Here is a 15,075-nt window from a genome sequence, read left to right as displayed (position 1 = left end):
GGCGGCGGGTTTCGCGCATAGGAAAAAAGGCGTTCTTCCCTGGGAAGAACGCCTTTTCGGGTGTCGTGGACCGCTGTGCCGCCCGGCCCCGAGGGGACTCAGGGCAACGTGGTTTCCCCGCGCAGCAGGTCTTGCACCGTTTCGCGTTGGCGGATTACATGGAATTCCGTGCCGTCGACCATGACTTCGGCGGGACGCGGACGCGTGTTGTAGTTGCCGGCCATGACCATGCCGTATGCGCCGGTGGATTCGATGGCCAGTACGTCGCCGCGCTCGACCGCCAGGGCACGCTGCCTGGCCAGCCAATCGCCGCTTTCGCAGACCGGGCCGACGACGTCATATTCCTGCGTGGCGCCGCCGCGCGGCTGCACGGGCAGCACGCCGTGCCAGGCATCGTATAGGGTCGGACGGATGAGGTCGTTCATCGCGGCGTCGACAATGGCGAAATTGCGGGCTTCCGCGTGCTTCAGGAACTGCACGGTCGTCAGCAGGACACCCGCATTGCCCACCAGCGAGCGCCCGGGTTCCATGATCAGCTTCAAATGGCCCCAGCCGCGCGCGTCCAGGCGTTCATAGACCTGGCCCAGCAGCGTGGCCGGCTGCAAGGGCGTTTCGTCGGTATAGCGGATGCCCAGGCCGCCGCCCAGGTCCAGGTGCTCTATCGCGATGCCGGCGGCGCGCAAGCCGTCGATCAGGTCCAGCAGCTTATCGAGGGCGTCCAGGTAGGGCGCGACATCCGTGATCTGGGAGCCGATGTGGCAATCGACGCCGGTGACGTGCAGCCCGGGCAGCGCCGCGGCGGCCCGGTAGACGCGCGGGGCGTCGGCGATGGCGATGCCGAATTTGTTTTCCTTCAGCCCCGTCGAGATATACGGGTGGGTGCCCGCATCCACGTCGGGATTCACGCGCAGGGACACGCGGGCCGTCTTGCCGAGGGAAACCGCCACGTCCGACAGCAAGTGGAGTTCGGCTTCGGATTCGACGTTGAAGCACTTGACGTCCGCCTCGAGCGCCTTGCGCATCTCCCAGGCCTGTTTGCCGACCCCGGAAAATACGACCTTGGCCGGATCCGCCCCCACCGCGAGTACGCGATGCAGTTCGCCACCGGACACGATGTCGAAGCCGGCGCCCAGGCGGGCGAATTCCTTCAGCACCGCCAGGTTGGAATTAGCCTTCATGCCGTAGCACACGAGGACGTCGCGCCCGGCGACGGCGACGCGGTACGATTCCCAGGCGGCCTGCAGCGCCGCGCGCGAATACACGTATAGCGGCGTGCCGAGGCGCTCCGCCAGCATCTGCAGGGGCACGCCTTCCGCGTGCAGGGCGCCGTTCTGGTAATGGAAATGCGGATAGCCGGCCGGCTGCGCCGGCGCGGAAGAGATAGGATTCATTGTTGCGTCGCGGACGGCGGGTAGTCGGGAAGGGCCGGCACCAGGCGAACCCCGGGTGCGGCACGGAATGTCAGTGGCGCCACGACTTTGGGCGGGGGCTTGAGCACGGGCGCCTGCGACGGTGCTATGAGCGGGCCCTTGTAGCCGCAGGCCGCGAGCGACGCGGCGGCAGCCAGCGTGGCTACAATGCGTAGAGCGGTACGGCTGTATGCCGGGTGGGACACTGGGAACTCCGTAATTCTTGCAGATTGGATTATGAACGAAACCGAATTTCTTGCGTTGGCGGAGCAGGTGCTGGACAGCATCGAAAGCCAGGCTGACGACTGGGCCGGGTCGCTCGATGTCGACGTGGAAGCCAACCGCAGCGGCAATGTACTGACCCTGGTCTTCGAAGACGATACGCACGTCGTCATCAACAGCCAGGCCGCCATGCAGGAAATCTGGGTGGCGGCGCGCAGCGGCGGTTTTCACTACCGCTACGACGGCCAGCACTGGCTGGATACGCGCGGCGGGCCGCCCTTGCACGACGCCTTGTCGCAGATCTGTTCTGACGCGGCGGGCGCGCCGATCACCGTCAAGGTGTAGCGCACCCCACGTGCGATAGCCCGTGGCGCGAGCCCGGGGCTATTGCTGTCCGGGCACGGATCCTTCGCCGAAACTGGTCCCGCCGGGCCTGCCGTCGCTGTTGGCCGCGCGCAGCGAATTCAGGAGATCGCCCAGGCTATCCGAGCCCGGCGCCGGCAGCCCCAGGCGCGCCACGGCCTGGCCGGGCGGGAACTCCGAGAAATAATATTCGCCGTTGTCGACAAGCAGCCCATCAGGCCTGGGCCGTTGTTTCTGCTCCGGGACGCCCTTGAGCATTTCCTGCATGTACGTCAGCCAGATCGGCAGGGCCGCGCCGCCGCCGGTCTCGCGCGAACCCAGGGACTTGGGCTGGTCATAACCCAGCCACGCCGTCGCTTCCAGGCTGGGGGTATAGCCGGAGAACCAGGCGTCCACGGATTCGTTGGTGGTGCCGGTCTTGCCCGCGATATCGTTGCGCTTGAGTACGACGCGGGCGCGTGCCGCCGTGCCGTAGGTGGCGACGCCGCGCAGCATGTCGTCCATCACGAAGGCGGTGCGCGGATCGATGGCCCGCGCCGCCGAATCGCCGGCAACCAGCGGTTTGGACTGCATGATGACCTTGCCGCTGCTATCGGTGACCCGGTCGATCAGGTAGGGCGTGATGCGGTAGCCGCCGTTGGCGAATACAGAATAGGCGCCCGCCAGTTGCAGCGGCGTGACCGAACCGGCGCCCAGCGCCAGCGGCAGCACGGCGGGCTGGCGCGATTTGTCGAAACCGAAGCGCGTCAGGTAATCCTGCGCATACGCGGGGCCGATGGCCTGCAGGATGCGGATGGAAACCATGTTCTTGGACTTGTACAAGCCCTGCCGCATGGTCAGCATGGGTTCGTATTCGTTGCCGTAGTTCTTGGGCGCCCATGCCTTGGATCCGGTCTGCGCGGCGCTCAGCGCGAACGGCTGGTCGGAAATCTGCGTGGCCGGCGTCAGCCCGCGTTCCAGGGCAGCCGAATAGACGAACGGCTTGATATTGGAGCCCGGCTGGCGCCACGCCTGCGTGACACGATTGAAGTTGCCGCGGTAGAAATCGAAGCCGCCCACCATGGCGCGGATGCCGCCGTCCTGCGGCGACAGCGAGACGAAGGCCGCCTGCACCGACGGCATGTTCAACACTTCCCAATCGTCCGGCCCGATCTTGTGGATGTACACCACGGAACCGCGGCGGATGCGCTGATCGTCCTTGGCCTTGGGATTCAGGGCGCGCGCGACCACCGACAGCACTTTCTTGTCGTTGATGGTGATGACTTCGCGCGAACTGCGCGCCACTTTGATTTCAGTGGGGCTGGCGGACAGCACCACCGCCACCAGCAGGTCGTCGCTGTCGGAATACTTGTCCAGCACGCCGTCCAGTACATCGTCCAGGGCTTGCGGATCTTTCTCGACGCCGGCGGGCAGGTCCAGCTGCGCTTCGGGGCCGGGGTAAGGCGCGCGGCGGGTGTAGTCCAGCACGCCGTCGCGCACGGCCCGGTAGGCGACTTCCTGGTCCTTGGACTGGACCGTCGTGTAGATATTGATGCCGCGGGAGTAGACGTTGTCCTGGTACACGCCATAGAGCAGCTGGCGCGCCAGTTCGGCCACGTACTCGCCATGGATGGAGTAGCCCCCGGCCGGCGTGCCTTCCGCCGACTTGATGACGATGGGCTGGGCCATCGCCTCTTGGTATTCCGGGTCCGTCAGGTAGCCCAGGCTGCGCATGCGGCCCAGAACGTAGTGCTGGCGCACTTCCGCGCGCGGCAGGTTGGAAATGGGATTGAAGCGCGACGGCGCCTTCGGGATGCCTGCCAGCATCGCGGCTTCCGCCGGTGTGATCTGCGACAGCGGCTTGCCGAAGTAGGTGCGCGACGCCGCGGCGAAGCCATAGGCGCGATGTCCCAGATAGATCTGGTTCATGTATAGCTCGAGGATCTGGTCCTTGCTCAGGCTGGACTCGATCTTGAACGTCAGCAGCAGTTCGTAGAACTTGCGGGTGTAGGTCTTTTCGGACGACAGGTAGAAGTTGCGCGCCACCTGCATCGTGATGGTGCTGGCGCCCTGCGACTTCGACATGCTGATCAGGTTGGTCAGCCCCGCCCGCACCACGCCGGCCCAGTCGATGCCGCCATGCTGGTAGAAACGGTCGTCCTCCGCGGCCAGGACGGCGGACTTCATGACGTCGGGGATTTCGTTGAAGCGCAGCACGTTGCGCCGTTCTTCGCCGAACTCGCCTATCAGCACTTTGTCGGCGGTATAGACCCGCAGCGGGATGCGCGGACGGTAGTCCGTCATCGCGTGCAGGTCGGGCAGGTTCGGCCAGGCCAGGGCGAGGGCCATGCCGCCCAGCAGCAAGCCGCAGCCCGCCAGTCCGGCGCAGAAAATGCCCAGCTTGAAGAAGAAACGGACAAAGGGGGAGCCGCTCGAATCGGGCTTTTCTTTCTTGGAAGTAGGAGTCTGGGGCTTGCTCATCGCCGCGATTTTACGGGGAACCCGCGCCCCCGATCCGGGTGTGCGCGCGGTTTCTGTAACAGCGTGGTTCAGTGTGGCGCGCGGGCAACTGATCCCAATGGGATAATACGCTTTATGAACGCGTCCCAACCCGATTGCGCGGCCGCCGCGCCGGCAGCCGAACCCGAATCCGCCACCTGCGCCGCCAACTGCGCCACGCCGCTGGCCAGCCTGCCTTACGACACGCCGATTTTCCTGGTCGGCATGATGGGCGCGGGCAAGACCACGATCGGCCGGTCGCTGGCGCGCGTGCTGGGCCGCGAGTTCGTCGACCTGGACCACGAACTCGAATCCCGCTGCGGGGTACGCGTGCCGGTGATCTTCGAGATCGAGGGCGAGGCGGGCTTCCGCCGGCGGGAAGCCGCCGCGCTGGCGAACTGCGCCGCGCGGCGGGGCATCGTGCTGGCCACCGGGGGCGGCGCCATCCTGGCCGAAGAAAACCGCGCCGTGTTGCGGCGCCAGGGCATCGTCATCTACCTGCGCGCCAGTGTGGATGAGCTGTATCGCCGCACCTGCCGCGACCGCAACCGGCCGCTGCTGGCCACCGCCGATCCGCGCGCTACGTTGCGCGATCTGCTGGCGCGGCGCGAGCCGCTGTACCAGGAAGTCGCCGACCTGACCATCGAGACCGGCTGCATCCCCGTCAGCACCCTCGTCAAGCACCTGGTGCCCAAACTGCAGGCCTACGAGAAGAAAACATGAATGTCGTCGACGTCGCCGTTCCCGGCGCCCGCTATCCCATACGTATCGCGCCGGGCCGGCTCGATTGCCTGGACGAGGCCATCCCGGCCGACGCCACCGCCATAGGCCTCGTCACCAATCCCACGGTCGCGTCCCTGTATGCCGAGCGCGCCGAGCGTGCCCTGGCCAGGACAGGCCGCAAAGTCGTGCGCATCGAATTGCCCGATGGCGAGGAACACAAGGACTGGCGCACGCTGAACCAGATCTTCGACGCGCTGCTGTCCAACGGCTTCGACCGGCGTTCCGTGCTGGTGGCGCTGGGGGGCGGCGTGATCGGCGATATGACGGGGTTCGCCGCGGCGGTCTATATGCGCGGCATCCGCTTCGTGCAGGTGCCCACCACGCTGCTGGCGCAGGTGGATTCGTCGGTCGGCGGCAAGACCGGCGTGAACCATCCGCTGGGCAAGAACATGGTCGGCGCTTTCCACCAGCCGGTGGCGGTCGAAATCGATACCGACGTGCTGGCCACCCTGCCGGCGCGCGAAGTGTCCGCCGGGCTGGCGGAAGTCATCAAATACGGCATGATCCTGGACGCCGGTTTCTGGGCGTGGTGCGAAGAACATGCCACGTCGCTGCGCGCGCTGGATCGCCGCGTGCTGGGACATGCCATCCAGGTGTCGTGCGAACTGAAGGCCAAGGTCGTGGCGCAGGACGAGCGCGAGTCCGGCCTGCGCGCCATCCTGAACCTGGGCCACACTTTCGGCCACGCGATCGAGTCCGGGCTGGGCTATGGCGCATGGCTGCACGGCGAAGCGGTGGGCTGCGGCATGGTGCAAGCGGCGGAACTGTCGGCGGAAGTGGCCGGTTTCCCCGTGGCGGACGTGGCCCGCGTCAGGAAGCTGGTCGAGGCCATCGGCTGCCCGACCACGGCCCCCGACCTGGGCGCGGAACGCTGGATGGCCTTGATGCGGGTGGACAAAAAAGCGGAAGGCGGCGAGATACGCTTCGTCCTGACGCCACGTATCGGGCAGGCCATTACCCGGGCCGCGCCGGAGGACGCCGTGCGGCGGGTGCTGGCGCGTACCGTCGGCTGATCGTGCCGGCGTGGGTCCGATAGACAGGAATCAACCATGATCGCCCTATGAACACAGTCGCGGACATACTGGCTGCCTACGCCGCCAATCCCCTCCACAGCCGGGGTCGCGCGCATGCCGAACCCCCGCCGCAGAACCGCAGCGAATTCCAGCGCGATCGCGACCGCATCATCCATTGCACGGCGTTCCGCCGCCTGGAATACAAGACCCAGGTCTTCATCAACCACGAGGGCGATCTTTTCCGCACGCGGCTGACGCACAGCCTGGAAGTCGCGCAGATCGCGCGCACGCTGGCCCGCAGCCTGCGCGTGAACGAGGAACTGACCGAGGCCATCTCGTTGGCCCATGACCTGGGCCACACGCCTTTCGGCCACGCCGGCCAGGATGAACTGAACGCCTGCATGCACGAGCTGGCGCCCGGCGCCGGCGGCTTCGAACATAACCTGCAAAGCCTGCGCGTGGTCGATGAGCTGGAAGAACGCTACGCGGCCTTCAATGGCCTGAACCTGTGCTTCGAAACGCGCGAAGGCATACTCAAGCATTGCTCGCTGGCCCATGCGCGGCAGCTGGGTGCCGTCGGCGAGCGCTTCATCCGCAGGCGGCGCCCGTCGCTGGAAGCCCAGCTGGCCAACCTGGCGGATGAAGTCGCCTACAACAACCACGACATCGACGACGGCCTGCGTTCCGGGCTGGTCACCGTGGAGCAGCTGCGGCAGGTCCGCTTCTTCGCGCGCCATTACGACGCGGTTGTCGCGCAGTATCCGGATGTCTCGCAGCGGCGCATGATCGCCGAGACCATCCGGCGCATGATCAATACGCTGATTGTCGACCTGACCACGCACACCGCGGCCCGCATCGCGCAGCATCGGCCCGGGAGCGTGGAGGATGTGCGCGAGGCGCCGGCGCTGGTGGGATTCTCCGAAGAGACCCGCGCCGAAGCGGACGAGTTGAAGCGCTTCCTGTTCGAAAACCTGTACCGGCATTTCCGCGTGATGCGCATGACATCCAAGGCGCGGCGCATCGTGCGGGACCTGTTCACCGCGTTTTTGTCGGATCCCCGTTTGCTGCCGCCCGATTACCAGCGGCGCGACGGACAGGCCCGCGCGATCGCCGACTACATCGCCGGCATGACGGACCGCTACGCGATGCGCGAGCACAAGCGGCTGTTCGATATGTCCTAGCCCGCGTGGGCGCCAGAGGCCCGCCGGGACCGGTGCGTCGTGTCATGTGCGGGTCTGCCCGGGCCTGCGCCGGCTTCCGCGCCTCGGTGTTGCTGCCGGCGCGCTATCGGTGCATCCCGGGTCCCTCAGCGATGCGAGCCGGAACCCTGCGGCAGCGTTTCCGCGGTCGAACCGTGGTCCCCGCGCTCTGCGTGCTCCGCACGTTCGCCGTGATCCGCCTGCAGGCGCGTGCGCAGCCAGCATCCGCCCAGGATCGCGGCCGCCAGCGCAAATGCCGCGCCGCACAGGAAGGCGAGCTGGTATCCCTGGTTCAGCGCGATGGCCGGGGCCGTGCCCGCGGCCTGCGCCATGCCGGTGCGCGCCGCGGCCAGGCTGACCAGTACCGCCAGGCCCAGCGATCCGCCCATCATGAAAGAGGTATTGACGATGCCCGATGCCAGGCCGGATTCGCTGGGCTGCACGTCGCTCATCGCCGCCAGCAGAACGGGATTGAAGGCGATGCCCGCCCCCAGGCCCAGCAATAGCATCCCCGGCAGCACGTGCAGGACGAAACTTCCCTGCGCGGGGGCGTAGCCGAACAGCACCAGGCCGACGGCGGCGATCAGCAGGCCGATGCCCAGCGGCGCCCGGATGCCGAAGCGCATGACCAGCCGTGCCGATAGCCCCAGTGAGAACGCCGCCATGATGAGGTTGGCCGGCAGGAAGGACAGGCCGACCTTCATGGCGTCGTAGCCCAGTACCAATTGCAGATACAGCGCGGAGATAAAAAACCAGGCGAACATCGCGGCCGCCCACAGCACGCCGACGATGTTGGAAATTGCCAGGTTGCGCAGGCGGAACAGGCGCAGCGGCACGAGCGGCGCGCGCACGCGGGATTCGATGACGAGGAACAGCGCCAGAAGGACCACCGCCGATGCCAGCATGGTGATGGATTGCGGGGAGCCCCATCCCGCCGTGTTGCCGTTGACGACGGCATAGACCGCCAGCATCAGGGCCGCCGTGATGGTGACCGCGCCGCCGATGTCCAGCGGACCTTCCGCGGCCAGGCCGCGGCCTCGCGGAATCAGCGCCAGGCACAGCGCGTACACCGCCACGCCGATAGGCAGGTTGACCAGGAAGATCCAGTGCCAGCTGAGGGTGGATGTGAGCAGCCCGCCCAGCAGTACGCCGATGCTGCCGCCGCCCGCGCAAACGAAGCCGTAGATCCCCATGGCCTTGGCGCGCTCCGCCGGTTCGGTGAACAGGTTCATCACCAGCGAGAGGGATACGGCCGACACGACCGCGCCGCCCAATCCCTGCACGGCGCGTGCGCCGATCAGGAATTCGCGCGTGTGCGCCATGCCGCAGGCCAGCGAGGCTACCGTGAAGAATGCCAGGCCGGCCAGGAACATGCGCCGGTGTCCATACAGGTCGCCCAGGCGTCCGCCCAGCAGGAGGAAACCGCCGAAGGTCAGCATATAGGCGTTGACCACCCATACCAGCGAGGTTTCCGTGAAACTCAAATCGGCGCGGATGGAGGGCAGCGCCACGTTCACGATGGTTGTGTCCAGCACGATCATCAGCACGCCCAGGCATAGCACCGTCAGGGCGTACCAACGTTTACGGCCTTCGATGCCGTGTGTCATGGGTTTTCTCCGGTTGTATTGCGCACCGTGTGCCGGCCGGGCACGGTGGATCGATGGCAAGGCGCCGCCCGGCAAACCGGGCGCGTTTCCATGACGACGATCGGTTCGACCGGATTTCGACATCCGGCCGACCTGCGGCGCGTTGCCGCCGCAATTTTCCACCCGCCGGTGCAGGCCCCTGGCCTACCGCTGCGTGCGGTAGGGTTCGTCCTGCGGCACGAACAGCCCTTCCGCCTTTGCCTCGCGTATCCATGCCTGCATGGCGGGCAGGGACAGCACGGCGTCCATGTATTCCCGCACCGGCCCCGCGGCCGCCGTGACACCGTAGGTGATGAAGCGCGAGACGACCGGCGCGAAGAAGGCGTCGGCGATGGTGAAACCGCCGAACAGGAAGGGGCCGCCCTTTCCGTATTCCGCCCGGGTGTCCTGCCAGATGGCCTGCACGCGCGAGATGTCCTGCTGCGCCGCCGGCGTGATGGTCACGCCGGGCAGCAGCGCCTCGATGTTCATGGGCAGGACGTTGCGCAGGTCGCTGAAGCCGCTGTGCATGTGCGCCGCCAGCGCGCGCGCCCGGGCCCGGGCCTTCTGGTCGGCCGGCCACAGCCGCGCCTGCGGATGGCGTTCCGCCACGTATTCGCAGATGGCCAGCGAATCCCAGATCGCGAAGTCGCCGTCCAGCAGCACGGGCACCGTGCCGGCCGGGGTAATGGGGGCCAGGCGCGCCGCGAATTCCGGCGTGTACAGCGCCAGCTTTTCTTCCTTGAACGGAATGCCGCCCGCGCTGAGCGCGAGCCAGGGCCGCAGCGACCACGACGAATAGTTTTTATTGCCGATCAGAAGGGTGTACATAGGCGCTCCAGGATAGTCCGGCTTGTTTGCAGCGACGTGTCCGCCCGCACGGAACGTTCTGGGAAATCCGCTTCGCCCGGCGAGCGCCACGATCGTGCGCCGCGCCGCGTCCGGCGCGCCGGGGCAGGACGCGAAACGGCTTTGCCCGGTGAGTTGGAAGTCTACTTGGCTTTCCGGCGCAGCGGCGTCGCGGCCGGCGGTGTGCCCCGCGCGACGTCCAGCACGCGCCGCAGGTAATGGCCCGTATGGCTGTCCGGGGCCTCGGCGACGGATTCCGGCGTGCCCTGGGCCACCACGCGGCCGCCGCCGTCGCCGCCTTCGGGACCCATATCGATGATCCAGTCCGCGGTCTTGATGACGTCCAGGTTGTGCTCGATGACCAGTACCGTGTTGCCGGCATCGACCAGCTGGTTCAATACTTTCAGCAGCAGTTCGATGTCATGGAAATGCAGCCCGGTCGTCGGTTCGTCCAGGATATATAGCGTGCGTCCGGTGCTGCGTCGCGACAGCTCCTGCGACAGCTTGACCCGCTGGGCTTCGCCGCCGGACAGCGTGGTCGCGCTCTGGCCCAGGCGCAGGTAAGAGAGCCCGACGTCCATCAGCGTGTGGAGCTTGCGCGAGATGGCCGGCACCGAATCGAAATATTCCAGCGCCTGTTCCACCGTCAGGTCCAGCACTTCGCTGACATTGCGCCCCCGGTAGCGGATTTCCAGGGTTTCGCGGTTGTAGCGCTTGCCCTGGCAGACGTCGCAGGGCACGTACATGTCGGGCAGGAAGTGCATTTCCACCTTGACCACGCCGTCGCCCTGGCAGGCTTCGCAGCGGCCGCCCTTGACGTTGAAGCTGAAGCGGCCCGGGTCGTAGCCGCGCGCCCGCGCTTCCGGGACCCCGGCGAACAGTTCGCGGATGGGCGTGAACAGCCCGGTGTAGGTCGCCGGATTGCTGCGTGGCGTGCGGCCGATGGGGCTTTGGTCGACGCTGATGATTTTGTCGAAGTGTTCCAGGCCTTCCAGGGAGACGAAGGGCGCCGGTTCGGTCTGCGCGTGATGCAGCTGGCGCGATACCGCCACCGCCAGCGTGTCGTTGATCAGTGTGGATTTACCCGAGCCGGACACGCCGGTCACGCAGACCAGCCGGCCGGCGGGCACGCGCAGGTCCACGTCCTTCAGGTTGTTGCCGCTGGCGCCCGCCACCACCAGCCAGGGCAATTCGTCGTCCACGGGACGGCGCTGCGGCACCTGGATGGCGCGGCGTCCGCTGAGGTATTGCCCCGTCAACGATTGCGCGTCGTCCTCTACCTGCGCGGGCGTGCCCTGCGCGACGACCTGGCCGCCGTGCTCGCCGGCGCCAGGGCCCATATCCACCACCCAGTCGGCGGAGCGGATCATGTCTTCGTCGTGTTCCACCACGATCACGCTGTTGCCCAGGTCGCGCAGATGCTGCAGGGTGCCGATGAGCCGGTCGTTGTCGCGCTGGTGCAAGCCGATGGAGGGCTCGTCCAGCACGTACATGACGCCCGTCAGGCCCGAACCGATCTGGCTGGCCAGCCGGATGCGTTGGGCCTCGCCGCCCGATATGGTGTCCGCGCTGCGGTCCAGCGACAGGTAGTTCAGGCCCACGTTGTTGAGGAAGCTCAGGCGCGCCTCGATCTCGCGCACGATGCGTTGCGCGATTTCCTGCTTGGCGCCCGTCAGCGAAAGTTCCTGGAACCAGCGCAGGCATTCCGACAGCGGCATGCCTTCCACTTCGTAGATGGCCAGGCCGCGGCGTTCGCTGGTGTCGCGCTTTTCGTCGCCGATCAACACGTGGCGCGCTTCGGCGCGCAGGCGCGAGCCATGGCAGTCCGGGCATACCTTGATGTTGCGGTATTTGCCCAGTTCTTCACGCACCGTGGCGGAATCGGTTTCCTTCCAGCGCCGTTCCAGATTGGGGATGACGCCTTCGAAGACATGCCGCTTGACCGTGCTGCGGCCTTTTTCGTTCAGATAGACGAAGGCGATTTCCTCGTCGCCGGAGCCGTACAGCACCTTGTCGCGCACGGCGTCGGGCAGGCTTTCGAACGGCGCCTCGATATCGAATTCGTAATGCGCCGCCAGGCTGGTCAGCAGCGAATGCGTGAAGGCGTTGCGGCGGTCCCAGCCACGGATGGCGCCCGCCGCCAGGCTGAGTTCCGGAAACGCCACCACCCGTTTGGGATCGAAAAAACCGACCTGGCCGATGCCGTCGCACGAGGGACAGGCACCCATCGGATTGTTGAAGCTGAACAGGCGCGGTTCCAGTTCGGGCAGGCTGTGGCTGCATACCGGACAGGCATAGCGGCTGGAAAACACCTGTTCGCGCTCGTTGTCCATATTCAGCGCCACGACGCGGCCGTCGGCCAGCGCCAGCGCGGTTTCGAAGCTTTCCGCCAGGCGCTGCCCGCTTTCGGCGCGCACGCGCAGGCGGTCGATCACGACATCGATGTCGTGCTTTTCCGTTTTCTTCAGCGGCGGCATGCTGTCGATTTCGACCATTTGCCCGTCCACGCGCAGCCGCACATAACCCTGCGCCTGCAGGCTGGCGACTTCGTCCTCGAAGCTGCCTTTGCGCGCGCGGGCGACCGGCGCGAGTATCGCCAGCCGCGTATCGGCCTGCCAGCCCAGCACGGTGTCGACCATCTGGCTGACGCTTTGCGCCTGCAGCGGCAAGCCGTGATCGGGGCAGTACGGGGTGCCCACGCGGGCGAACAGCAGCCGCAGGTAATCGTGGATTTCCGTGATGGTGCCGACCGTCGAGCGCGGGTTGTGGCCCGCCGCCTTTTGCTCGATGGAAATCGCCGGGGACAGGCCCTCGATCAGATCGACATCCGGCTTGTCCATGAGTTGCAGGAACTGCCGCGCGTAGGCCGAAAGGCTTTCAACGTATCGCCGCTGGCCCTCCGCGTATAGTGTGTCGAACGCGAGCGAAGATTTGCCCGAACCGGACAGACCCGTCATCACCACCAGTTTCTGCCGAGGCAGATCCAGCGAGACATTCTTCAGGTTATGGGTGCGTGCACCCCGAATGCGTATCGCGTCCATCGGGTTTAAGCAGTTTCAAAGGCCAACTTGGTACTATAGCGCGCCGAACTCATCCTTGTTCGGGGTCGTGCCAGGCCATTGGCGAACCCCGCCATCCCACGACTCCTCGAATGCCGTCACGTCCCCGACTTCAGCTGACCCCTTCCGAACGACGTACCAGCATCGCCCTGGCCGGGCTTTTTGCCTGTCGTATGTTGGGCCTGTTCCTGCTTTTGCCAGTGTTCGCCGTCGCCGCGCGCGGCTTGCCGGGCGGTACGGACCCGGCCAAGGTCGGCCTGGCGATGGGCATCTACGGGCTGACGCAGGCGATCCTGCAGATCCCCTTCGGCCTGGCTTCCGACCGCTGGGGCCGCCGTCCCGTGGTGTTGCTGGGCCTGGCGCTGTTCGTGGTCGGCAGCGTGATGTGCGCCCTGTCCCCCAATGTTTTCTGGATCACCATCGGCCGTGCCGTCCAGGGCGCGGGGGCGATTTCCGCCGCCATTACGGCCTGGATTGCCGATGCCACCCGCGATGAGGTGCGCACCCGCGCCATGGCGATGGTGGGGGCCTCCATCGGCGTTTCCTTCGCGGTATCCCTGATCGCCGCGCCGCTGCTGGTGGGCTGGTGGGGCTTGCCGGGGCTGTTCTGGACGATCACCTGCCTGGGCGTGCTCAGTTTCGCCGTGGCGCGCTGGTGGGTGCCGGTGGTGCCCTTGAGCAGCAACCGCACCATGCGCGGGGCCAAACCGTCGCAGGTCTTCCTGCACGGCGACCTGCTGCGGCTGAATTTCGGCGTGTTCTGCCTGCACCTTATCCAGGTGTCGCTGTTCGTCGTCGTTCCCTCCCTGCTGGCCAGGCTGGACGGACTGGATGTGCACGACCTTTGGGAGGTCTATCTGCCGGTCATCCTGGTGTCGTTCGTGCTGATGGTGCCGGTGGTCTTCCTGGCCGAAAGGTACCGGGCGCACCGCGCGGCGCTGATCGGCGCGGTGGCAGGGTTGGTCGTGGTGCTGGGGCTGATGGACTGGGGCAAGGGCAGTTTCCACGCCATGCTGGCGCTGCTGACCTTGTTTTTCGTGATGTTCAACGTGCTGGAAGCCCTGCAGCCGTCGCTGGTGTCGCGTGTCGCGCCGGCCGCGTACAAGGGGCTGGCGCTGGGGTTCTACAACACCTCGCAGGCCGCGGGCCTGTTCTGCGGCGGCGCCGTGGGGGGCATACTGGCGTCCCACTCGGGGCCGGGCGCGGTTTTCCTGGCGGTGGCCGGGTTGTCCGTGGCCTGGCTGGCGGTCAGCTGGGGATTGAAGCCGCTGGCCTGAGGGCCCGGGGCACCGCGTCGTTTTTGTCAGCCATCAGTAAAATTCCGGCCCGCAGGTGCGGTAAGCTTGCCGTATCGCAGCCAAGGCCGGACAGCGCGTCCTTTCCGACGTTCCGATCCCGGCCCGCCACGGCGGCGCGCGGGATGGTCCTGATCCTATCCGGCGCTGCGCGCATTCAAACGAAGTCATCTTGCCAGGGACCAATCCGAGTCCCGGCAGCTTAGGGAAATCAGCACATGGCATCTGTCAACAAAGTCATCCTCGTCGGCAACCTCGGGCGCGATCCCGAAGTGCGCTACAGCCCCGAAGGCAGCGCCATCTGCAACCTGTCCGTCGCCACCACGTCGCAGTGGAAGGACAAGAATTCCGGCGAGAAGCGGGAAGAAACCGAATGGCACCGCGTCGTGATGTACAACCGCCTGGCCGAGATCGCCGGCGAATACCTGAAGAAGGGCCGCTCGGTCTACATCGAAGGCCGCCTGAAGACGCGCAAGTGGCAGGACAAGGACACCGGCGCTGACCGCTACAGCACCGAAATCGTCGCCGACCAGATGCAGATGCTGGGCGGCCGCGAAGGCGGTGGCGAGGGTGGCGGCTATGGCGGTGGCGGCGGCGGTTACGAAGACGCGCCGCAACAGCGCCAGCCGCGCCAGCAGGCCCAGCGCCCCGCACCGCAACGCCCGGCCAGCCAGCCGGCGGGCGGTGGGGCCGCGAATCTGACGGATATGGACGACGATATTCCGTTCTAGGCCCGGCCTTATGTGTTTGTAAGAACCCCCAGCAAGCCTGGCGCTTGCT

12 protein-coding genes are annotated in these 15,075 nt (G+C 66.5%); 6 read left to right on the top strand and 6 right to left on the bottom strand.

The window, feature by feature from the left end; all coding sequences use genetic code 11:
- Positions 1 to 98: 98 nt before the first annotated feature.
- Both lysA and lptM read right to left on the bottom strand, forming a co-directional pair.
- Positions 99 to 1,391, bottom strand: coding sequence for a diaminopimelate decarboxylase (gene lysA / locus CAL28_RS28820; protein ID WP_440588425.1), 1,293 nt, complete (start codon positions 1,389 to 1,391; stop codon positions 99 to 101).
- On the bottom strand, positions 1,388 to 1,696 hold the full coding sequence (lptM, locus tag CAL28_RS30145; protein ID WP_254926264.1) for an LPS translocon maturation chaperone LptM: 309 nt from the start codon (positions 1,694 to 1,696) through the stop codon (positions 1,388 to 1,390). Before lptM ends, lysA begins: the two co-directional genes overlap by 4 nt.
- Between lptM and cyaY the strand changes: the two genes are divergently transcribed.
- A complete protein-coding gene (cyaY, locus tag CAL28_RS28810; protein WP_094844387.1) occupies positions 1,647 to 1,976 on the top strand; it encodes an iron donor protein CyaY in 330 nt (109 codons plus the stop codon). The two genes, lptM and cyaY, sit on opposite strands and share 50 nt — an antisense overlap.
- Before the next feature lie 39 nt (positions 1,977 to 2,015).
- Here the strand turns inward: cyaY and CAL28_RS28805 are convergent, their stop codons facing one another.
- A complete protein-coding gene (locus CAL28_RS28805; RefSeq protein ID WP_094844386.1) occupies positions 2,016 to 4,454 on the bottom strand; it encodes a penicillin-binding protein 1A in 2,439 nt (812 codons plus the stop codon).
- 114 nt (positions 4,455 to 4,568) lie between these two features.
- Between CAL28_RS28805 and CAL28_RS28800 the strand changes: the two genes are divergently transcribed.
- Genes CAL28_RS28800 through CAL28_RS28790 form a run of 3 tightly spaced genes read left to right on the top strand, consistent with a single transcriptional unit; the run spans position 4,569 to position 7,449 of the window.
- Positions 4,569 to 5,195: a shikimate kinase gene (locus CAL28_RS28800; protein WP_094844385.1), complete on the top strand. Its 627-nt coding sequence runs from the start codon at positions 4,569 to 4,571 to the stop codon at positions 5,193 to 5,195.
- Positions 5,192 to 6,268 carry a 3-dehydroquinate synthase gene (gene aroB, locus CAL28_RS28795; RefSeq protein ID WP_094844384.1) on the top strand — a complete coding sequence of 359 codons (1,077 nt, stop codon included), beginning with the start codon at positions 5,192 to 5,194 and terminating at the stop codon, positions 6,266 to 6,268. The genes CAL28_RS28800 and aroB overlap by 4 nt, the downstream gene beginning before the upstream one ends.
- Before the next feature lie 47 nt (positions 6,269 to 6,315).
- Positions 6,316 to 7,449: a deoxyguanosinetriphosphate triphosphohydrolase gene (locus tag CAL28_RS28790; protein ID WP_094844383.1), complete on the top strand. Its 1,134-nt coding sequence runs from the start codon at positions 6,316 to 6,318 to the stop codon at positions 7,447 to 7,449.
- A 125-nt stretch (positions 7,450 to 7,574) separates the two neighbouring features.
- Here CAL28_RS28790 and CAL28_RS28785 read toward each other — a convergent pair whose 3' ends face one another.
- From CAL28_RS28785 to uvrA, 3 genes are all read right to left on the bottom strand, one after another.
- The gene (locus tag CAL28_RS28785; RefSeq protein WP_094844382.1) at positions 7,575 to 9,074 is read right to left on the bottom strand and encodes a DHA2 family efflux MFS transporter permease subunit; all 1,500 of its coding nucleotides are present in this window, start codon (positions 9,072 to 9,074) and stop codon (positions 7,575 to 7,577) included.
- A gap of 183 nt (positions 9,075 to 9,257) precedes the next feature.
- Complete coding sequence (locus CAL28_RS28780; RefSeq protein ID WP_094844381.1) at positions 9,258 to 9,923, bottom strand: glutathione S-transferase family protein; 666 nt, start codon at positions 9,921 to 9,923, stop codon at positions 9,258 to 9,260.
- A 161-nt stretch (positions 9,924 to 10,084) separates the two neighbouring features.
- On the bottom strand, positions 10,085 to 12,982 hold the full coding sequence (gene uvrA, locus CAL28_RS28775; RefSeq protein ID WP_094844380.1) for an excinuclease ABC subunit UvrA: 2,898 nt from the start codon (positions 12,980 to 12,982) through the stop codon (positions 10,085 to 10,087).
- A gap of 110 nt (positions 12,983 to 13,092) precedes the next feature.
- On the opposite strand from uvrA, the gene CAL28_RS28770 reads away from it, so the two are divergent.
- Together CAL28_RS28770 and ssb are read left to right on the top strand one after the other, a co-directional pair.
- A complete protein-coding gene (locus CAL28_RS28770; RefSeq protein WP_094844379.1) occupies positions 13,093 to 14,277 on the top strand; it encodes an MFS transporter in 1,185 nt (394 codons plus the stop codon).
- 236 nt (positions 14,278 to 14,513) lie between these two features.
- Positions 14,514 to 15,026, top strand: coding sequence for a single-stranded DNA-binding protein (gene ssb / locus CAL28_RS28765; protein WP_094844378.1), 513 nt, complete (start codon positions 14,514 to 14,516; stop codon positions 15,024 to 15,026).
- Positions 15,027 to 15,075 lie beyond the last annotated feature (49 nt).

The organism is Bordetella genomosp. 11 (genome assembly GCF_002261215.1).
GTDB lineage: Bacteria > Pseudomonadota > Gammaproteobacteria > Burkholderiales > Burkholderiaceae_B > Bordetella_C.
The sequence above is the reverse complement of the archived record's forward strand: the minus strand, read 5'-3'. Positions and strand labels throughout refer to the sequence as shown.